This is a genomic window from Streptomyces sp. NPDC058092, assembly GCF_042884935.1.
In the GTDB taxonomy this organism is placed as follows: Bacteria; Actinomycetota; Actinomycetes; order Streptomycetales; family Streptomycetaceae; genus Streptomyces.
On the sequence record NZ_JBHVSY010000006.1, the window covers coordinates 330,120 to 349,651 of the forward strand.

Below are 19,532 nucleotides of genomic sequence, written 5' to 3' on the forward strand. Positions count from 1 at the left end.
CTGTCCGCGCAGCCCGGCTGCCGTCCTGCCCGGCACCTGCCCCGGGCGATTCATATCGTGCCACGCGGCGCCGACAGAGCCTTCGGCTCAGGGTGTGGGCGGTCGGCGTTCCGCCGGGGAGAGCAGCAGCACCTCCAGGGCCCGCGCGCAGGAGCGGGCCTGCGACAGGAACCACTCGGTGCGCGCGTCCGTGATCACGGACGGCGTGGCCCGGACCGCGAGGGCGAAGCGCTGGCCACCCCGCACCGCAGAATGTCCCGTCATGATGCCGCCGGTATCGCGATCGGACGACGCGCCCTCGGCCACCCGGTCCGGGATGGGGTCTCCCCTGCTCGAACGGAGTTGAGAGCTTGGGGAAGATCGTGCGGGGCATCGGACCGTCCGGGCCGGGCCAGGTGCACGGGGGCGTGACGGAACTCGCCCACCCGCAACGGACAACGCCCCTGGAGGCGTGCCGCCGAACGGGAAGAGAAAGCGGGGACCGAGTGCACCCAACACCGTTCGGGATGCGCCCAGTACACATCGGCGGGTCCAGGACTCACTCATGCACACTGGCCAGGAACGGTGACCGAACCACCGGCAAGGATCGACGCGTGGGCTGCGGCTGTCAGTGGCCGGTGCGAGACTCGGAACGTCAGGGAAGACGTGCCTGCACCGCGAGAACGGGCCTCGTCGAAGGAGCTCGCCATGCTCACCACCCGTTTTGTCACCGGAGCGCCCAACTGGATCGATCTGGGCACGCCCGACCTCGACGGGGCCATCGCGTTCTACACCGGCCTCTTCGGCTGGGAGTATCTGGCCGGCGGCCCGGAGACCGGCGGCTACGGCATGTTCATGCTGGACGGGAAGACGGCCGGGGGCGTGCTGACGGTCACCGCGGAGCAGGCGGAGCCGTCCTGGTCGGTGTACTTCCACTCGCCGGATGCCCACGCCACGGCGAAGGCCGTGGAGCAGGCCGGCGGCAGTGTGCCGTTCGCCCCGATGGACGTCCTGGATTTCGGCACGATGGCCGGATTCAAGGACCGGGCGGGGGCGTTCTTCGGTGTCTGGCAGCCGAAGGAGAATCCGGGCCTCGGTGTCGTGGGCGTCGCGGGCTCCCTGTGCTGGGCCGAGCTGTACACCCCGGACGTCCCGGCGGCCGCCGCGTTCTACGGCACCGTGTTCGGCTGGGAGACCGCCCTGGCGCCGTACCCGGGAGGCGGCGGGTCCTACACGGTGATCCGGACCAGGGGCGGTGGTGAGGAGGCGAGCTTCGGCGGTCTGGTTCCGCTCGACGCCGTTGCGACCAGGGCGGTCGCCGGACCGCACTGGCTGCCCTACTTCGAGGTCGACGACTGCGACGCGGCCGTCGCGGAGGTGGAGCGGCTGGGTGGCAAACTGACCCTGGAGCCGATGGAGATGGAAGGCGTGGGCAAGTTCGCCGACGCAGCCGATCCGGACGGCGCGGAATTCGCCCTGATCAAGAGTGCGAAGCCGGCGCAGACGCAGACTCCGGAGAGTTGACCGGAAGCCATCGGCGCGCCGCATTGATGGAGCGTTGATCAGTCGTTTATCGCGACCGGGCACCGTGGGTGCCATGCTGATCAACACCGCGGCCGACCCCGCGCTCGCCTGGCAGGAGACAGCGCTGTGCGCACAGGCGGGGCCCGAATTCTTCTTTCCCGCCCCCGGCAGCTCCACACGTGAGGCCAAGCAGCTCTGCAACGCCTGCGAGGGGCGCGAAGCCTGCCTGGAGTACGCCCTTGCCAACGACGAACGGTTCGGCGTATGGGGTGGCCTCTCGGAGAAGGAGCGGGACCGACTGCGCAGAACCGGTCGCGAGCGGGCCTGAACACACCCCGCCCGTGCAACGCCGAGGCCCGTCCGGAACAGGGCCGCAGCCCCGTCGTGCGGGCGGCGCCGACGCAGCCGGACGGGCCCGTTGACCAGGGACAATGTCCGCATGATTGATCACGACAGAGACACCCTGCTCGCTACGGCCGTGCGGCTGCGCACCGAAGGCCGTCCCGAGGAGGCCCGACAGCGACTGCTCGCCCTCTCCGCTGCCTTCCCCACGGACGCGGAAGTCGCCTACCAGACCGCCTGGGTCCATGATGTGCTCGGGCTGGAAGCCGAGGCCGTGCCGTTCTACGAACGCTGTCTCGACGGGACGGGGCTGTCGGAGGAGGACCACCGGGGCGCGCTGCTCGGCCTCGGGAGCACCCATCGGGTGCTCGGACAGTACGAGAGAGCCGTCGAGGTGCTGCGCGGCGGCGTCGAGCGGTTTCCCGACGACGGGGCGCTGCGAACGTTTCTCGCCATGGCCCTCTTCAACACCGGCGAGCACCATGAGTCGACGCAGTTGCTGCTGGGACTGCTCGCCGCCACCAGCGAGGACCCGCAGGTGCGGCAGTACCGTGCGGCGATCGAGCACTACGCCCGGGACCTGCACGAAACGATGTGACCCGGGCGCACGGCGCCCGGCCCTCGGCCGCCCCGCGCAGCCCCTGGGGCGCTGGACAGGGCCGCGGCCGGAGGCACCCTTCCGGCCGCGGGACAGGCCCCGGGCCGCCGGACAGGCTTGCGGAGCGGTGGCCCGTCCGGCGGCCGGCGACGACCGTGTGGACGTCAGGCCCGGGCGCGCGCGGCCACCCGCGCCTTGCGGGCGGCGAGCTTCTCGTCGAACTTCGACGCCTCGCTGTCCAGACCGCCCATGTACAGGCCCAGTTCGTCCTGGGCCTTCAGGCCGTCGGGGCCCAGGCCGTCGATGTCGAGGACCTTGAGATAGCGCAGCACGGGCTGGATCACGTCGTCGTGGTGGATGCGCATGTTGTAGATCTCGCCGATCGCCATCTGCGCGGCGGCCCGCTCGAAGCCCGGCATGCCGTGACCGGGCATCCGGAAGTTGACGACGACATCGCGCACGGCCTGCATCGTCAGGTCCGGGGCGAGCTCGAAGGCCGCACCGAGGAGATTGCGGTAGAAGACCATGTGCAGGTTCTCGTCGGTCGCGATGCGCGCCAGCATGCGGTCGCAGACCGGGTCGCCCGACTGGTGGCCGGTGTTGCGGTGCGAGACGCGGGTGGCCAGCTCCTGGAAGGCGACGTACGCCACGGAGTGCAGCATCGAGTGACGGTTGTCGGACTCGAAGCCCTCCGCCATGTGCGCCATCCGGAACTGCTCCAGCTTGTCCGGGTCGACGGCGCGCGAGGTGAGCAGGTAGTCGCGCATCACGATGCCGTGCCGGCCCTCCTCCGCGGTCCAGCGGTGCACCCAGGTGCCCCAGGCGCCGTCACGGCCGAAGAGGGAGGCGATCTCGTGGTGGTAGCTGGGGAGATTGTCCTCCGTCAGCAGATTCACGACCAGCGCGATCTTGCCGATGTCGGTGACCTTGGACTGGTCGGCCTGCCAGGCCTCACCGTCCTCGAAGATCCCCGGGAAGTTCCGCCCGTCGGAGAACGGCACGTACTCGTGGGGCATCCAGTCCTTGGCGACCTTGAGATGGCGGTTGAGCTCCTTCTCCACCACCTCTTCCAGTGCGTACAGCAGCTGGGCGTCGGTCCAAGCCTTCGGACTGCCGAGGTGGGGAGCGGTGATCGTCACGGGGGACTCCTGGGGACGGGAGAAGTACCTACGGATACGTAGGTTACGAGACCGTAGGTTAAAGCGGCGGTAAGGCCACCGCCAAGCCGGCCCCCGGGATGCCCGATTACGTAACGTTATGTACGCAGGTCGAGGGGGTGCGGGGACTGGCGGTCCGCCCGACTGCCGGGGTGTTCGCGACTTCCTCGGATCCACCGATACGGGGTCGCGGCGCTGTCACGCCCCGTCGCCGGGGCGCCGCTCCAGGCCGAGATCCCGGCGCAGATACTCGGCCGTGAACGAGGTGCGATGACCGAGCAGTGCCGCAGGGGTTCCCTCGAAGACCAGTTCGCCGCCGTTTCTGCCGCCCTCGGGGCCGAGGTCGATCACCCAGTCCGCGCGCTTGAGCACATCGAGGTTGTGCTCCACGCAGATCACGCTGTTGCCCCCGTCGACCAGCCGGTCGAGCAGATCGACGAGCGTGCCGGTGTCCGCCATGTGCAGTCCGGTCGTCGGCTCGTCCAGCACGTACACACTGCCCGTCCGGTGCAACTGTGTGGCGAGCTTGATGCGCTGGCGCTCGCCACCGGAGAGCGTGCTGAGCGGCCGGCCGAGCGTCAGATACGTCAGACCGACCTCGTCGAGCGTGTGCAGCTTCCGCAGCAGTGCCCGGTCGTCGAAGATTCCGGCCGCCCGGGCGGCGGTCATCTCCAGTACGTCGACGATGGACGCGCCGCCGACCCGATGCTTCAGCACGTCGTCGTGGAACCGCCGTCCCTCGCACCCCTGACACGTGGTGGTCACCGGGTCCATGAACGCGAGATCCGTGAAAATGATGCCGCGCCCCTGGCAGTGCCCGCACGCCCCCGACGAGTTGAAGCTGAACAGGCCGGGCTCGACGCCGTTCTCCCGGGCGAAGATCTTGCGGATGGCGTCCAGTGCGCCGAGGTACGAGGCCGGGGTGGAGCGGGACGACGCGGTGATCGCTCCCTGGTCGACGACCACCGCGTCCGGGTACGCCGCTGTGAACACCCGGGAGACCAGTGTCGACTTGCCGGATCCCGCCACCCCGGTCACCACCGTCAGCACGCCCTCGGGAAACGCCACGTCCACGCCCTTGAGGTTGTGCAGTGCGGCGCCGGTCACCGGCAGTCGCCCGGTGGGCGAGCGAACGGACTCCTTGAGCGGCGTACGGCGGCGCAGACACCGGCCGGTGAGGGTGTCCGCCCCGCGCAACCGGTCCACCGGGCCCTCGAACACGACGTGTCCGCCCTCCGTGCCCGCCCCCGGGCCCATGTCGACGATGTGATCCGCGACAGCCATCACATCCGGGTCGTGCTCGACGACGATGACGGTGTTGCCGCGGTCGCGCAGCCGTACCAGGAGATCGTTCAGCCTGCTGACATCGCGCGGATGCAGGCCCACGCTCGGCTCGTCGAAGATGAACGTCAGGCCGGTCAGCGAACTGCCCAGGTGCCGGACCATCTTGAGTCGCTGCCCCTCGCCGCCCGACAGCGTGGTGGTCTCCCGGTCCAGGCTGAGATAGCCGAGGCCGATGCCCACCAGGCGCTCCAGCCGTTCGCGGGCGGCCGAGGCGATCGGACCGGCCACCGGATCGTCGATCCTGCCCAGAACCCCCACCAGATCGGCCACCTCCATCCGCCCGTAGTCGGCCACCGAGAGACCGTCGACACGGGTGGCGAGCGCGGCCGTGTTCAGCCGGGCACCGTCGCAGGACGCGCACACCGACTCGGTCGTGAAGCGCCGGGCGGCCTCCCGCCGCCGCTCCGAGAGTGCCTCGGTGTCCCGCTTCAGGAAGAGCCGGGTGAACCGTTCGGCGATCCCCTCGAACCGCATGTCGGCCGAGGCCGACTTCAGCTCCAGCCGTACGGTGAACCCACTTCCGTGCAGCAGGAGGTGAAGCTCATCCGCGGTGAAATCCGCGAGCGGCTTGTCGTTGTCGAAGCGCCCCGAACCGGCGTACAGCTGCCACTCCCAGCTGCCCACGGACAGGCCCGGCAACAACAGCGCGCCCTCGTTGAGCGACTTCGTGACGTCGATCGCCCGCTCGATGTCGAGGTGGACCGTGCGCCCCACACCGTCGCACTCCCGGCACATTCCGCCGGGGTCGTTGAACGAATACGCGGTCGCCGGGCCCGCACTCGGCGTCCCGTACCGCGAGAACAGCACCCGGATCACCGACCAGATGTCGGTCATCGTGCCGACGGTGGAGCGGGCGTTGCCGCCGAGCGGCTTCTGATCCACGACGATCGCCACCGAGAGGTCGTCGATGGAGTCGGCATGGGGCCGCTCGTACTTCGGCAGCCGGTTGCGGACGAACCAGGTGAAGGTCTCGTTCAGCTGCCGCTGCGATTCCACGGCGATGGTGTCGAAGACGATCGACGACTTGCCAGACCCGGAGACTCCGGTGAAGACGGTGATCCGCCCCTTGGGGACAGTGAGGGAGACATCGCGCAGATTGTTCGCGCGTGCCCCGGTGATGACGATGTTCCGGTCCGATTTCCGATCCATGCGGCCGAAGCTATCCGCGATACCGGACAGCCTCTGTCTGGATTTTCCGGGGCCGGGCCGGGCCGGGGCGGGCCGGCCCCCGCCCGCGGAGCGCTCGGAGCGGTCGGCGGACCCGGAGCGGACCCGGAGCGGACGCGGTGCGGAGGCGCGGGGTGCGGGGTGCGGGGCCCGGTCGGGCCGGACGGTCGGAGCAGGTGGTCGGCCGCGCCGGACTTCACCGCGGGGATCAGTGCCCGCAGTGCCTCCACGGAGTCACTGACATTGGTGCCGTGTCCGTGGTGGAGTCGATGTACGCCTTGCCCTGGTCGTCGACTGGGCATGTGGTTGCTGGCAGCCGCGGTCGATTCGCACGGCGGGGACCGGGGACCGACCCCCGCGCTGACCTCGTCCGGCGGCTGCAGGACCTGGGCACTGCTCCACAGATGCCCCCGCACCGATCGTCCCCCGACGCTCACAGGCCCGGACATCCCTCCCCGGCGGTGATGTCACGTGGCCGTGATGCCGCCACGAAAACGCCCCCTTCAACACGCCCGGTCAGCAGGTCCCGCCGAACAGATCGGTCAGGCTCCGGTCGAGATCCAGGAACCGGTGCTCGTCGCCGGCCGGTACAAGTTCCTGCGTCCGCTCCAGAAAGCGGCGCAGCTCCGCGGTCCGGACATGCACCATCGCGATTCCCTCGGTGGCATGGAACTCCAGGACCGTACGGTCGTATCCGAACGGCCTGATGCGTACGTCGCCGACACCGGCGGCTCCGTCCACACCCGCAACGAGCAGTTCGCGGGAGAACTCCCAGGACACATCGGTTCCCTCCAGGGTTGCCGTCGCGGGGAACGCCATGCGCACGGCGAACGGATCCCTCCGGTCGTACATCAGGGTGGCAGGAAGGGTCTCCATCCGCGGTGCGGACGCGACCATGCGGGCTTGCACGGACTGCTCGATAACGGTGGACAAGACCTGCTCCCTATCTCATCTCGGCCAGATGAACGGTTTCCGGCACTGATGGAGACGACGGAATTCCCTCATCCGTGCACCGGTCGGTGGCGTGAGCTGTATCACCGCACGCCACCGCACCGGCCGTGTGCCCGCTGCGCGCCGGTGCACCGTTCGGATCAGGCCGGGCTCGCGTGCCCCGGCACCGCGCCTCGCCGCGTTGTCGTCGGTCTTCCCCAGGCTCTCGGCCCTGCCCGAGCAGGGGAGACCCCATCCGGCTCTTTCCTCCGCCTTGCGATGCACGGCACCGCGGTGACATCAGCCGCTGCGCGGCGGGCCGCTCCCTGATCCGGCCTGATCCAGACGAAAGACCCTAGACGCGTGGCCGGTATCCCAGCGCCCTGGCGATCTCTCCGGCGTTCGCATACCGGTCGTCCGCGGGAAGTTCTCGCACCGCGTCCACCAGCGTGTCCGGAGCGTACGCCCCGGAGAGAGTCCGCACGAGGGACGTGCGGTCCGCCGGGAAGGCCGTGCGGCTCAGGCGACGCGCGAGTTCAGCTCTGAGTTCCTCGGCCGCGGTCTCGGCGCGCGCCCGTTCCCGTTCTTCACCGGGTGGCGGGACGGGGCCGCCCGGGTCCACGCGCACGTCGTCGTCGGCGGGCGGCTCGGGGTCGTACGCCTCGTTCGTGCGGGTGTTGTGGCCGGACCGCAGGAAGCCCAGCAGTTCGTGCTTCCGCTGGTCGTCCTCATGGGGGCTCACACGGCTGCTTCCTCGCTCCATGGTGGGAACACCTCCTTGTCGGGCGGGTGCGCACCCGCCCGGATCTGCCGCGGGAGCGCCATGCGCCGACGCGCGACCAGGAACCCGGCCGCCGCTCTTCGCAGGGCCGCTCAACGAATACGGCAGATATCCATCGAAACCCGAACGAATACGGCTGTCCAGCGGCGAAGACCCGGACTGCGCAGGTATTCCCGGAGGCGGACTCCGCCGAGACCCGGGACAGTTGCAGCAGGTATCCAACGGTGAACGTAGAAGGAATCCGCACCCGGCGGCTGCCTCAGGCGCACCGCGACATCGAAGGAGAGGACATGGCGCGGGTGGTGGTGCAGGGCACCGATATCGTCGTGCGCCTGACCTGGCGCGAGAAGGTGGCGGCACGCCACCGCGATGTGCGGGTTCCGGTGTCGGCGCTGCGCCGGCTGTATCTCGAGCCCGACTGGTGGCGGGCGCTTCGCGGTGGGTGCGGTCGGGGCACCTGGATTCCCGCACGGCTGTGCGCGGGTATCCGCCTCCTTCAGGAGGGACAGGACTTCGTGTGGGTACGGGCCGGCAGGCCGGTGCTGTGCGTGGAACTGCGCAGGAGTGCACCGTTCAGCCGGCTCGCGATCTCCGTCCCCGACCCCGAGGAGGCGATGCGAGCGCTGCTGCCGCTGGTCCCTCGGGATCGTCTGGGACGAACATGAGCGGGAGAGCGGACGTTGCTGACCGGACCCATGGGGGGCGGCGCCGAGAGCCCGGCAGCCGATCGAGGAGCGGGGCCGGTTATTCGCTATCGCTGCGCGGGCAACTGCTCGCGGTACGGGGCGAGTTCGTCCGAGGTCTTCGTCGCGATGAACTCCGTGATCCGGTACGCGCACACGCCCTGCTCCGTGAACGGATCCTGCGCCACGATCCGCTCGATCTGCGCACGGTCGTCCCCGACGGCAAGGATCACGCCACCGTCGCGCGGATCCTTACGGCCCGACGCGATGAACACCCCGGCCGCGTATTGCGCGTCCAGCCAGGCGACATGGTCCTGCAGCAGCGCGTCGACGCGCTCGACGGGGGCGGTGTAGGTCAATTCGAGTACGAACATGATCGCCAGGCTACGGGACGGGGGCGAGCCGACCCCGGGCAGTATCCGGCAGGCCCGCCGCCGTGCCTGCAGCCGTCACCGCAACCGTCCGCAGCCGTCACCGCAACCGTCCCCCGTCGCCGAGTCGGCTGTCGTACCCGTTGCCTAGACTTGACGGCACTATGACAACGCTCCCGATGCCTGCCGACGAGGCCGAAGCCCGAGCCGTTCAGGACGCCTTGCGCTCCCGTGTGGTGCTCGACGAACCCGGCCCGCCGCCCGGCACCGGCCGGGTCACCGGGGTCGATGTCGCCTACGACGACGAGCGCGATGTCGTCGTGGCGGCAGCCGTCGTCCTGGACGAGGCGACGCTCGACGTGGTCGCCGAGACCACCGCCGTCGGCCGGATCAGCTTCCCGTACATCCCCGGCCTCCTCGCCTTCCGGGAGATCCCGACCGTGCTGGCCGCGCTGGAGTCGCTGCCGGTCGACCCCGGACTGGTGATCTGTGACGGATACGGCCTGGCGCACCCGCGCCGCTTCGGTCTCGCCAGCCACCTCGGAGTGCTCACCGGACTCCCGGTGATCGGCGTCGCCAAGAACCCGTTCACCTTCTCGTACGAGCAACCGGGCCCCCGCCGGGGCGACTGGTCGCCGCTGCTCGACGGCGAGGAGGAGGTGGGCCGGGCACTGCGTACCCAGGATGGCGTCAAGCCGGTCTTCGTCTCCGTCGGACACCGGACCGGCCTGGACAACGCCTGCGCCCACACTCTGCTGCTGGCCCGTGATTTCCGTCAGCCGGAGACCACCCGCAGGGCCGACGCACTCTGCCGCCAGGCCCTGCGGGAAGCGACCGCCTGAGCGATCGCCTGAGTATGCGTACGGATAACGCCCGCCGATCAAGACGGGCAGACTGGTACACATGAACGAACACCGAACATCCACGCGACCCGGAACCGTCTACCTCGCCCAGCGCCGGGTCGCGGTGGGGATGACGCTCGGCATTCTCGCGGGAGCGGCCTGGGTCGTCTCGATGATCTGCACGCTGGTGGCCTGGGCGCTCTGACCCGCCGGGACCACTCCGACCCGAGAGCGTGCGCCGCCCCGCCGCCGACGCTACTTGTGCTGGTCCGGGCCCTGGGCGTTGAGCAGGGCGCGCCAGGTGTCCTCATCCCCGATGCCCGTCACGGGCAGTTTCCGGGAGGCCTGGAACTCCTTCAGTGACCGCATGGTCGAAGGAGTGTACGTGCCGGTGCTGTCGGTCGGCACCCCCGCGTGGTGAAGCAGGTACTGCACGGCCGTGATGGCCTCGGACTTCGGCGTCCGCGAGTCGATCGTCGTGATCAGCAGTCGCCAGGTGTCCTTCCCGACCTTGCCGTCGGGCGTCAGGCCATGAGCGGCCTGGAACTTCTTCACCGCCTCCGCCGTGGCCGGTCCGTAGTCCGCGTCGACCTTCACGTCGAAGCCGTTCGCCCGGAGCAGAAGCTGCACGACACGGGCCTTCCAGAGCACATTGCCCTTGCGCGCCAACGGCCATTCCGTGTCCTGCGAGGGACGGTCCGACACCTTCGCGGTGGCCTTCGCATCGCTCTGTCCCGTGGTCGGAGCCACCCACCACGCGAGGCAGCCGAGGACGAGGACGAGAAACGCCGAGACGGCCAGGGCCGGGAACGCGATGGGGGAGCGGTCCCGCCAACGGGCCCTGGAATTCCGCTCCGCGTTCCGCTCCGTGGCGGGTCCGGCGGATCCGGCAGGTGCTTCGGACCCGGCAGGTGCTTCGGACCCGGCAGGTTCTGCGGTCACGGGCGGCGGCGTGGGTGCCGGGCGTTTCCGGGCCGTCGAGGCTCCGGCCGCGGCGTCGGCCAGGGCGCACGCCCGGACCAGGTCATCGGCCGGTGCCCGCAGCACCGCATGCAACCGCTCGACAGTCCTGCGCGGAGCGGTGGAGGCGTGAGCGGGATTCAGGTAACGCGACAGGGTGGTCTGATCGACCCCCAGCCGCTTGGCGAGGGACTGCTGAGTGGGCTTCTCGCGGCCGTCGCGCGCGGACGACTCCCACCAGTTCCTCAGTAACTCGGCGAGTGCTCGCCCCGGATGCTCCTCGTGGCCTGCCACGGTGCTGCCCGTCATCGTTCCTCCCGGACTTGCTGTGTGCATATTCGCAGGTCAGAACCGTGCATCGTGGAAGTGCATAAGGGCATCGACCTGCGGGACGCAGAGCGTAGTGAAAGTCCCGTTCCGTGCTGCACAGTTGAGGAGCGGCAGGCCCGTCGGGCCACGCGAACCCACCCCGTTCCCACCCCTTCGAGGGGGTGCTCCTGCCTGCGCATTCGCGGTGGACGGGGATGGACGCGGTCTTCTCAGCCGAGGAACAAGGAGATCTGAATATGCCTCAGACATCACCCGTACGAGTGCGCGTCGCCCTGACCGGCACCGTCGTGGGAGCCGCCCTGGTCACGCTGGGGGTGATCGCTCCGACCGTCCTGGCCGCGCCGCCCTCGGCCCTGCTGAGCGACACCCCGTCCGGCGGCAACCGGGCGGTTCCGGCCAAGCAGATTCTGGCGCGGAAGCAGATCACCCTGGCCACCGTCCACCCGGGCGGCAAGCACGCCGGGTCGACGGCCCGGCAGAACATCATCGACACGGCGAACGGCAAGGGGGCGCTCACCAGCCCGTGGGGCGACAAGCCCAACCGGCGGGTCGCCCTCGACCCCCGGATGCTGAACGGTCTGCTGAAGCTGAGTACCCAGTACGGCTACCGCCTCTCCGTCTCCGAGATCGTCGGCGGCGACCACAGCGGCAACTCCCGGCACTACGCGGGAATCGCCTTCGACATCACGCACATCAACGGCCGCCACGTCGGCAGCGGCGCCCCGCACAAGCAGCTCATGGCGGCGTGCAAGAAGCTCGGTGCGCCGGAGGTCCTCGGCCCGGGCAACGCCGGACACAGCCGGCACGTGCACTGCGGCTGGTCCCGCTGACCCCGACCCGTAGGGGAAATGACAGGTGCCGGCCACCCCGCCCGGGGCGGCCGGCACCGCCACGCCGACAGCACGCCGTACGCCTCACCGCACGCCCGTACTGCCGGGCGCCCGGACGCCCGGACGCCCGGCGGCCCCGTCCGCTCAGCGCGTCGCCGCGACCCGGAAACGCAGTCCCGCCGCGCGCAGCCGCTCCAGGAGCGCGTCACCCATCGCGACGGCCGTGGTGACCTGCCCCGATGCCGCCGGCAGCTCGTCCAGGGCGAGGCAGAGCGCGGACTCGGCCAGCATCTTCGCCGTTTCGTCGTAACCGGGGTCGCCGCCCGACACCTCGGTGAAGACCCGCCGCCCGCCGCCCTCGCCGACGAAACGCACGGTGAACCAGCTGCGCCCCCGGCGCTCCGCGTCCGGGCCCTCGCCCGGCTCGTACCGGTCCATCAGCCAGGACCGCGCGGCCGGTACCTGCGCGGCACCCAGAAGAGCGCCCATCGCGGCCGTGCCGCCCAGTGCCACGGGCAGATGCCGCACCGAGGCGAAGTGGCGGTAGCGGAAGTCGGGGCCGTACCGGGCGAGCACCCGCGCCGAACGCTCGACGATCCGCGGGTCCAGCGTGGGCAGCGGCAGCGCCCAGGTACCGGTCTCCGTACTGAAATGCGGGGCGCCGAGCGGGGCGCGGACGCGGCGGGCCACCAGACGGGGCTCATGCAGGCGGCGTTCCCGCGCGGCGCGCAGCATCCGAGGGCCGCGGCCCATCGCGGTGAGCGCGGAGGCGAACGTACCGCCGGAGAAGACGGCGTTGCTGTGGACGAACCCGTCGATGCTCAGCGGCACGTCCTGCGGCAGCTGCCGGACGGTGAAGTACACCCCGAGGTCGTGCGGTACGGAGTCGAATCCGCAGGCGTGCACGAGCCGCGCCCCGGTCTCGCGGGCCCGCGCGTCGTGCTCCAGATACATCCGGTCCACGAACTCCGCCTCGCCGGTGAGGTCCGCGTAGTCCGTCCCGGCCTCGGCGCAGGCCGCGACCAGCTGCTCGCCGTACCAGACGTAGGGGCCCACCGTCGTCGCCACCACATGGGTGGATTCGGCGAGTTCGCGCAGCGCGTGCGCGTCGTCGGCGTCGGCACGCAGCAGCGGGAGATCCGCGCAGCGCGGGTCGATCGCGGTGAGGCGTTCGCGCAGCTGTTCCAGTTTGGCCCGGTTGCGTCCGGCCACGGCCCAGCGGCAGCCGGTGGGCGCGTGGGCGGCAAGATATTCGGCGGTGAGGGCGCCCACGAAACCGGTGGCACCGAAGAGGACCATGTCATAGGGGCGTTGTGCCCCGTTCTGCCTGTTCACGAGTGCCTCCGCAGGGGCCGGCGCCGATATGGCAGGCAGAGGTTAGCGGAGGGGTTCGTGGCGGTGTGCGGCCGGGCGGCGATCGTGGGGGAGGATCCCGGAGAAGGTGCTAAGCGCTTGCTCGGCCAAAGGGGTTGCGGAGCGCGGTGCGTTCTTAGCATCATCACTGTTACATCAGTTGTGTCATACCGTTGGGGGCTTGATGGCAACGACAGGGCACGGCCCGCTGGCAGGCGTGCGCGTGGTCGAACTGGCAGGCATCGGACCCGGCCCGTTCGCCGCGATGCTCCTCGCGGACCTCGGCGCCGATGTCGTCAGGGTCGACCGGCCGGGCGGCTCGGGGCTCGGTATCGACCCCGCGTACGACCTCACCAACCGCAACAAACGTTCCGTGCTCATCGACCTCAAGGCCGAGGACGGGGCCGCCCGGGTGCTCGATCTGGCCGAGCGCGCCGACATCCTGATCGAGGGCTACCGGCCGGGCGTCGCCGAACGCCTCGGCGTCGGCCCCGAGGCCGCCCTCGCCCGTAACCCGCGGCTCGTCTACGGACGGATGACCGGCTGGGGCCAGGACGGACCGCTCGCCGAACGAGCCGGCCACGACATCGCCTACATCGCCCTCACCGGCACCCTTTCCATGATCGGCAAGCCCGGGGAGCCGCCCACCGTCCCGGCCAATCTGGTCGGCGACTACGCGGGCGGCTCGCTCTATCTCGTCGTCGGCGTCCTCGCCGCCCTCCAGCACGCCCGCACCCCCGGCGGCCGGGGCCAGGTCGTGGACGCGGCGATCGTCGACGGCGCCGCCCACCTCGCCACGATGATCCACGGAATGCTGGCGGCGGGCGGCTGGCAGGACCGGCGCGGCTCCAACCTCCTGGACGGCGGCTGCCCGTTCTACGGTTCGTACGAGACCGCCGACGGCCAGTACATGGCGGTCGGCCCGCTGGAGCAGCGGTTCTACGACGAGTTCAGCGCGCTCCTCGGCATCGAGGAAGAAGCCCCGGACCGGCGGGACATCACCCGCTGGGAGGAGTTGCGCACGCTCGTCGCCGACCGGTTCAGGACCCGTACGCGCGCGGAATGGACCGAGGTGTTCGAGGGCACGGACGCCTGCGTGGCCCCCGTCCTCTCGCTCCGTGAGGCGCCTCACCATCCGCACATCGCCGCCCGCTCCACCTTCGTCGAGCACGGCGGACTCACCCAGCCCGCCCCCGCACCCCGCTTCTCCGTCACCCCCGTCTCCGTACGCAGCGGGCCCGCGCGGCCCGGCGCGGACACCGAGGCCGTCGCCGCCGACTGGGACGTACCCGGCATCACAAGGCCGCGGAAGGACGCCACCGGCTGATGGGACTGTCCCTGCCGCGCCCCGAGGGTGACGCGGACGACCGCATCGAGGCCTGCCGCGAGGCCGGCGTGACGATGCCCGACGCCGTCCCGGCCGGCCCCGAACCGGGCCGGCCGATCCCCACTGTCAAGAACCGGCTCCAGGAGGCCCCGTAGTGCAGCGGCAGATCTACACCGAAGAGCACGAAGCGTTCCGCGCGACCGTCCGCACCTTCCTCACCAAGGAGGTCCTCCCGCACTACGAGCAGTGGGAGAAGGACGGCATCGTCTCCCGCGAGGCGTGGCTCGCGGCCGGCAGGCAGGGGCTGCTCGGTCTCGCGGTGCCCGAGGAGTACGGAGGCGGCGGCAACGCCGACTTCCGTTACAGCGCCGTCCTCGCCGAGGAGTTCACCCGGGCCGGTGCCCCCGGACTCGCGCTCGGGCTGCACAACGACGTCATCGGCCCCTACCTCACCGGCCTCGGCACCGAGGAGCAGAAGCGGCGCTGGCTGCCCGGCTTCTGCAGCGGCGAGGTCATCACCGCCATCGCGATGACCGAACCCGGCGCCGGCTCCGACCTCCAGGGCATCCGCACGACCGCCGAGGACAAGGGCGACCACTGGCTGCTCAACGGGTCCAAGACCTTCATCTCCAACGGAATCCTCGCCGACCTCGTGGTCGTGGTCGCCAGGACCACCCCGGAGGGAGGTGCGAAAGGGCTCTCCCTGATCGTCGTCGAACGCGGCGCGGAGGGCTTCGAGCGCGGCCGCAACCTCGACAAGATCGGCCAGAAGTCCCAGGACACCGCCGAGTTGTTCTTCAACGACGTCCGGGTCCCGAAGGAGAACCTGCTCGGCGAGCGCGACGGCGCCTTCGTCCATCTGATGACCAATCTGGCGCAGGAACGGATGGGTATAGCGGTCGCCGGAATCGCCGCCGCCGAACATCTGCTGGAGATCACCACGCGGTACGTCAAGGAGCGCGAGGCCTTCGGGCGGCCGCTCTCCAAGCTCCAGCACATCCGGTTCGAGATCGCCGAGATGGCCACCGAGTGCACCGTCACCCGCACCTTCATCGACCGCTGCATCGTCGACCACTCCGACGGAACGCTCGACGCCGTGCACGCCTCGATGGCCAAGTGGTGGGCCACCGAACTGCAGAAGCGCGTCGCCGACCGATGCCTCCAACTCCACGGCGGCTACGGCTACATGACGGAGTATCCGGTCGCCAAGGCGTTCACCGACGGCCGTATCCAGACCATCTACGGTGGCACGACCGAGATCATGAAGGAGATCATCGGCCGCTCGCTGCTCGCCTGACCCATGACGCACAACCACCCTCGAAAGGCTGCTGACTTGAGTACCGAAGCGTTCGTCTACGACGCGATCCGCACCCCGCGCGGCCGAGGCAAGGCCAATGGCGCCCTGCACGGCACCAAGCCGATCGACCTCGTCGTCGGCCTCATCCACGAAATCCGCAGCCGCTTCCCCGGCCTGGACCCGGCAGCCATCGACGACATCGTCCTCGGCGTGGTCAGCCCGCTCGGCGACCAGGGCTCCGACATCGCCCGGATCGCCGCCATCGCCGCCGGCCTCCCCGACTCCGTCGCGGGCGTCCAGGAGAACCGCTTCTGCGCCTCGGGCCTGGAAGCCGTCAACCTGGCCGCCGCCAAGGTCCGTTCGGGCTGGGAGGACCTCGTCCTCGCCGGCGGTGTCGAGTCGATGTCCCGCGTACCGATGGGCTCCGACGGCGGTGCCTGGGCGATGGACCCGATGACCAACTTCGACACCGGCTTCGCGCCGCAGGGCGTCGGCGCCGACCTCATCGCCACCATCGAGGGCTTCTCCCGCCGCGACGTCGACGAATTCGCCGCGCTCTCCCAGGAACGCGCCGCCGAAGCGTGGAAGGACGGCCGCTTCGCGCGCTCCGTCGTCCCCGTGAAGGACCGCAACGGTCTCGTCGTCCTCGACCGCGACGAGCACATGCGGCCCGGCACCACCGCCGACTCGCTCGCCGCGCTCAAGCCGTCCTTCGCCGCGATCGGCGAAATGGGCGGCTTCGACGCCGTCGCGCTGCAGAAGTACCACTGGGTCGAGAAGATCGACCACGTCCACCACGCGGGCAACTCCTCCGGCATCGTCGACGGCGCCGCGCTCGTCGCGATCGGCAACAAGGAGACCGGCGATCGGTACGGACTCACGCCGCGCGCCCGGATCGTCTCCGCCGCGGTCTCCGGCTCCGAACCCACCATCATGCTCACCGGCCCCGCGCCCGCCACCCGCAAGGCCCTCGCCAAGGCCGGGCTGGCCATCGACGACATCGACCTCGTCGAGATCAACGAGGCGTTCGCCGGCGTCGTGCTGCGCTTCGCCAGGGACATGGGGCTCTCCCTCGACAAGATCAACGTCAACGGCGGCGCCATCGCGCTCGGCCACCCGCTCGGCGCCACCGGCGCGATGATCCTCGGCACCCTCATCGACGAACTGGAACGGCGCGACAAGCGGTACGGCCTCGCCACCCTCTGCGTCGGTGGCGGCATGGGCATCGCCACCGTCATCGAGCGTCTCTGACCGTTCCCCGGTCACCCGGGAGGGGCCGGCGGTGGGTGGCGTGGCGTCGCGGGGCCGGGGCACGCGCCTCGCGGCGTTGTCGTCAATCACCATGTTCCCCGAGCTCTCGGCTTCGCTCGAGCAGGGGAGGCCCCATTCGCCATGGATCGGTCCTCCGCCTTGCGATCCACGCACCCCGGCCCCGCTCCTTCACCCACGCCACCCACCGTCGGCCCCTCACTTACGGAGAAGAAGAGCAATGACCGAGAGCACGACCATCCGCTGGGAACAGGACGAGACCGGCGTCGTCACCCTCGTACTCGACGACCCCGACCAGTCCGCCAACACGATGAACCAGGCCTTCAAGGACTCCATCGCGGCCATCGCCGACCGCGCCGAGGCCGAGAAGGAATCGATCCGCGGCATCATCTACACCTCCGCGAAGAAGACCTTCTTCGCGGGCGGCGACCTCAAGGACATGATCAAGGTCGGTCCTTCGAGCGCTCAGCAGGCCTTCGACACCGGCACGGCCATCAAGAACTCGCTGCGCCGCATCGAGACCCTCGGCAAGCCCGTCGTCGCCGCCATCAACGGAGCGGCGCTCGGCGGCGGTTACGAGATCGCCCTCGCCTCGCACCACCGCGTCGCCCTCGACGCACCGGGCTCCCGGATCGGCCTGCCCGAGGTCACCCTCGGTCTGCTGCCCGCGGGCGGCGGTGTCACCCGCACCGTACGCCTCATGGGCATCGCCGACGCGCTGCTGAAGGTCCTCCTCCAGGGCACCCAGTACACCCCGCGGCGCGCCCTGGAGAACGGCCTGGTCCACGAGGTCGCCGCCACCCGCGAGGAGATGCTCGACAAGGCCCGCGCCTTCATCGACGCCAACCCCGAATCCCAGCAGCCCTGGGACGTCAAGGGGTACAGGATCCCCGGCGGCACCCCCTCCAACCCGAAGTTCGCCGCGAATCTGCCCGCCTTCCCGGCCAATCTGAAGAAGCAGATCGCGGGCGCCCCGATGCCCGCGCCCCGTAACATCCTGGCCGCCGCCGTCGAGGGCTCGCAGGTTGACTTCGAGACCGCGCTGACCATCGAGGCCCGCTACTTCACCGAGCTGGTCACCAACCAGGTCTCGAAGAACATGATCCAGGCGTTCTTCTTCGACCTCCAGGCCGTCAACTCCGGCGCCGGCCGCCCCAAGGGCATCGAGGAGCGCCAGGTCCGCAAGGTCGCCGTCCTCGGCGCCGGGATGATGGGCGCGGGCATCGCGTACTCCTGCGCCCGCGCCGGCATCGACGTCGTCCTCAAGGACGTCTCCGAGGAGGCCGCCGCCAAGGGCAAGGCGTACAGCGAGAAGCTCCTCGACAAGGCGCTCTCCCGGGGCCGCACGACCGAGACCGAGCGCGACGAGCTGCTGGCCCGCATCACCCCGACCGGCGACCCGGCCGACCTGGCGGGCTGCGACGCCGTCATCGAGGCCGTCTTCGAGGACACCGCGCTCAAGCACAAGGTGTTCCAGGAGATCCAGGACATCATCGAGCCGGACGCGCTGCTCTGCTCCAACACCTCGACCCTGCCCATCACGGTCCTTGCCGAGGGCGTCTCGCGTCCCGTCGACTTCATCGGGCTGCACTTCTTCTCTCCCGTGGACAAGATGCCGCTCGTCGAGATCATCAAGGGCGAGAAGACCGGCGACGAGGCGCTGGCCCGCGCCTTCGACCTGGTCCGCCGGATCAAGAAGACCCCGATCGTCGTCAACGACTCCCGCGGCTTCTTCACCTCGCGCGTCATCGGCCAGTTCATCAACGAGGGCGTCGCCATGGTCGGCGAGGGCATCGAGCCCGCATCGATCGAGCAGGCCGCGGCACAGTCCGGCTACCCGGCCAAGGTGCTCTCCCTGATGGACGAGCTGACCCTCACCCTGCCCCGCAAGATCCGCAACGAGACCAGGAGGGCCGTGGAGGCGGCCGGCGGCACCTGGGCCGAACACCCGGCGGACGCGGTCATCGACCGGATGGTCGACGAGTTCGACCGCCCGGGACGCAGCGGCGGCGCCGGTTTCTACGAGTACGACGAGGCCGGCAGGCGCACCCGCCTCTGGCCGGGACTGCGCGAGCACTTCGGGGGGTCCGCGGGTCGCCCCCGGGGTGGGCACAGCACCAGGCCGGACACCGACATCCCCTTCACCGACATGAAGGAGCGGATGCTGTTCTCCGAGGCCCTGGACAGCGTCCGCTGCCTGGAGGAGAACGTCCTCGTCTCCGTGGCCGACGCCAACATCGGCTCCATCATGGGCATCGGCTTCCCGCCGTGGACCGGCGGCGTGCTCCAGTACATCAACGGGTACGAGGGCGGCCTGCCCGGTTTCGTCGCCCGCGCCCGGGAGCTCGCCGAGCGCTACGGCGACCGGTTCCTGCCGCCCGCGCTGCTCGTGGAGAAGGCCGAGAAGGGCGAGACCTTCCACGACTGACGACAGCCCCGCGGGCCGCG

20 protein-coding genes are annotated in these 19,532 nt (G+C 70.2%); 12 read left to right on the forward strand and 8 right to left on the reverse strand.

What is annotated here, in order from left to right; all coding sequences use genetic code 11:
• Positions 1 to 87 precede the first annotated feature (87 nt).
• Positions 88 to 264 carry a hypothetical protein gene (locus ACFVV1_RS13275; RefSeq protein ID WP_389988976.1) on the reverse strand — a complete coding sequence of 59 codons (177 nt, stop codon included), beginning with the start codon at positions 262 to 264 and terminating at the stop codon, positions 88 to 90.
• 423 nt (positions 265 to 687) lie between these two features.
• Here ACFVV1_RS13275 and ACFVV1_RS13280 point away from each other — a divergent pair, with 423 nt between their 5' ends.
• From ACFVV1_RS13280 to ACFVV1_RS13290, 3 genes are all read left to right on the forward strand, one after another.
• A complete protein-coding gene (locus ACFVV1_RS13280) occupies positions 688 to 1,503 on the forward strand; it encodes a VOC family protein (RefSeq protein WP_389988978.1) in 816 nt (271 codons plus the stop codon).
• A gap of 73 nt (positions 1,504 to 1,576) precedes the next feature.
• Positions 1,577 to 1,831 carry a WhiB family transcriptional regulator gene (locus tag ACFVV1_RS13285; RefSeq protein ID WP_266355898.1) on the forward strand — a complete coding sequence of 85 codons (255 nt, stop codon included), beginning with the start codon at positions 1,577 to 1,579 and terminating at the stop codon, positions 1,829 to 1,831.
• Positions 1,832 to 1,942: 111 nt separating this feature from the next.
• Positions 1,943 to 2,443: a tetratricopeptide repeat protein gene (locus ACFVV1_RS13290; RefSeq protein WP_389988980.1), complete on the forward strand. Its 501-nt coding sequence runs from the start codon at positions 1,943 to 1,945 to the stop codon at positions 2,441 to 2,443.
• 164 nt (positions 2,444 to 2,607) lie between these two features.
• Here the strand turns inward: ACFVV1_RS13290 and ACFVV1_RS13295 are convergent, their stop codons facing one another.
• From ACFVV1_RS13295 to ACFVV1_RS13310, 4 genes are all read right to left on the reverse strand, one after another.
• Positions 2,608 to 3,582 carry an acyl-ACP desaturase gene (locus ACFVV1_RS13295; protein WP_389988983.1) on the reverse strand — a complete coding sequence of 325 codons (975 nt, stop codon included), beginning with the start codon at positions 3,580 to 3,582 and terminating at the stop codon, positions 2,608 to 2,610.
• Positions 3,583 to 3,798: 216 nt separating this feature from the next.
• Positions 3,799 to 6,093, reverse strand: coding sequence for an ATP-binding cassette domain-containing protein (locus ACFVV1_RS13300; protein WP_389988985.1), 2,295 nt, complete (start codon positions 6,091 to 6,093; stop codon positions 3,799 to 3,801).
• Between the two features lie 534 nt (positions 6,094 to 6,627).
• On the reverse strand, positions 6,628 to 7,044 hold the full coding sequence (locus tag ACFVV1_RS13305) for an SsgA family sporulation/cell division regulator (protein WP_389988987.1): 417 nt from the start codon (positions 7,042 to 7,044) through the stop codon (positions 6,628 to 6,630).
• A 352-nt stretch (positions 7,045 to 7,396) separates the two neighbouring features.
• A complete protein-coding gene (locus ACFVV1_RS13310) occupies positions 7,397 to 7,783 on the reverse strand; it encodes a DUF2795 domain-containing protein (protein ID WP_389988989.1) in 387 nt (128 codons plus the stop codon).
• Positions 7,784 to 7,830: 47 nt separating this feature from the next.
• Here ACFVV1_RS13310 and ACFVV1_RS13315 point away from each other — a divergent pair, with 47 nt between their 5' ends.
• Positions 7,831 to 8,487, forward strand: a complete 657-nt coding sequence (locus tag ACFVV1_RS13315) for a hypothetical protein (protein ID WP_389988991.1) — start codon at positions 7,831 to 7,833, stop codon at positions 8,485 to 8,487.
• Positions 8,488 to 8,573: 86 nt separating this feature from the next.
• Here the strand turns inward: ACFVV1_RS13315 and ACFVV1_RS13320 are convergent, their stop codons facing one another.
• Complete coding sequence (locus ACFVV1_RS13320; protein ID WP_389988993.1) at positions 8,574 to 8,879, reverse strand: YciI family protein; 306 nt, start codon at positions 8,877 to 8,879, stop codon at positions 8,574 to 8,576.
• Positions 8,880 to 9,040: 161 nt separating this feature from the next.
• Between ACFVV1_RS13320 and ACFVV1_RS13325 the strand changes: the two genes are divergently transcribed.
• Together ACFVV1_RS13325 and mmpA are read left to right on the forward strand one after the other, a co-directional pair.
• Complete coding sequence (locus ACFVV1_RS13325; protein WP_389988995.1) at positions 9,041 to 9,718, forward strand: endonuclease V; 678 nt, start codon at positions 9,041 to 9,043, stop codon at positions 9,716 to 9,718.
• A gap of 61 nt (positions 9,719 to 9,779) precedes the next feature.
• A complete protein-coding gene (mmpA, locus tag ACFVV1_RS13330) occupies positions 9,780 to 9,923 on the forward strand; it encodes a morphogenic membrane protein MmpA (protein ID WP_389988997.1) in 144 nt (47 codons plus the stop codon).
• Between the two features lie 50 nt (positions 9,924 to 9,973).
• Here mmpA and ACFVV1_RS13335 read toward each other — a convergent pair whose 3' ends face one another.
• Complete coding sequence (locus ACFVV1_RS13335; RefSeq protein ID WP_389988999.1) at positions 9,974 to 10,987, reverse strand: peptidoglycan-binding protein; 1,014 nt, start codon at positions 10,985 to 10,987, stop codon at positions 9,974 to 9,976.
• 257 nt (positions 10,988 to 11,244) lie between these two features.
• Between ACFVV1_RS13335 and ACFVV1_RS13340 the strand changes: the two genes are divergently transcribed.
• Positions 11,245 to 11,838, forward strand: a complete 594-nt coding sequence (locus ACFVV1_RS13340) for a hypothetical protein (RefSeq protein ID WP_389989001.1) — start codon at positions 11,245 to 11,247, stop codon at positions 11,836 to 11,838.
• Positions 11,839 to 11,982: 144 nt separating this feature from the next.
• Here the strand turns inward: ACFVV1_RS13340 and ACFVV1_RS13345 are convergent, their stop codons facing one another.
• Positions 11,983 to 13,173 (reverse strand): saccharopine dehydrogenase family protein, encoded by a 1,191-nt coding sequence (locus ACFVV1_RS13345; RefSeq protein WP_389989003.1) that lies wholly within the window; start codon positions 13,171 to 13,173, stop codon positions 11,983 to 11,985.
• Positions 13,174 to 13,375: 202 nt separating this feature from the next.
• Between ACFVV1_RS13345 and ACFVV1_RS13350 the strand changes: the two genes are divergently transcribed.
• The 5 genes from ACFVV1_RS13350 to ACFVV1_RS13370 all read left to right on the forward strand — a co-directional run bounded on the left by ACFVV1_RS13350 (position 13,376) and on the right by ACFVV1_RS13370 (position 19,512).
• Positions 13,376 to 14,518: a CaiB/BaiF CoA transferase family protein gene (locus tag ACFVV1_RS13350; protein ID WP_389989083.1), complete on the forward strand. Its 1,143-nt coding sequence runs from the start codon at positions 13,376 to 13,378 to the stop codon at positions 14,516 to 14,518.
• Positions 14,518 to 14,673 (forward strand): hypothetical protein, encoded by a 156-nt coding sequence (locus ACFVV1_RS13355; protein WP_389989005.1) that lies wholly within the window; start codon positions 14,518 to 14,520, stop codon positions 14,671 to 14,673. The genes ACFVV1_RS13350 and ACFVV1_RS13355 overlap by 1 nt, the downstream gene beginning before the upstream one ends.
• Positions 14,673 to 15,815, forward strand: a complete 1,143-nt coding sequence (locus tag ACFVV1_RS13360; RefSeq protein WP_389989006.1) for an acyl-CoA dehydrogenase family protein — start codon at positions 14,673 to 14,675, stop codon at positions 15,813 to 15,815. The genes ACFVV1_RS13355 and ACFVV1_RS13360 overlap by 1 nt, the downstream gene beginning before the upstream one ends.
• Before the next feature lie 36 nt (positions 15,816 to 15,851).
• On the forward strand, positions 15,852 to 17,066 hold the full coding sequence (locus ACFVV1_RS13365) for an acetyl-CoA C-acetyltransferase (RefSeq protein ID WP_389989008.1): 1,215 nt from the start codon (positions 15,852 to 15,854) through the stop codon (positions 17,064 to 17,066).
• A 238-nt stretch (positions 17,067 to 17,304) separates the two neighbouring features.
• Entirely contained in the window at positions 17,305 to 19,512 is a 2,208-nt protein-coding gene (locus tag ACFVV1_RS13370; RefSeq protein WP_389989010.1) for a 3-hydroxyacyl-CoA dehydrogenase NAD-binding domain-containing protein, read from the forward strand.
• The last annotated feature ends 20 nt before the right edge of the window (positions 19,513 to 19,532 follow it).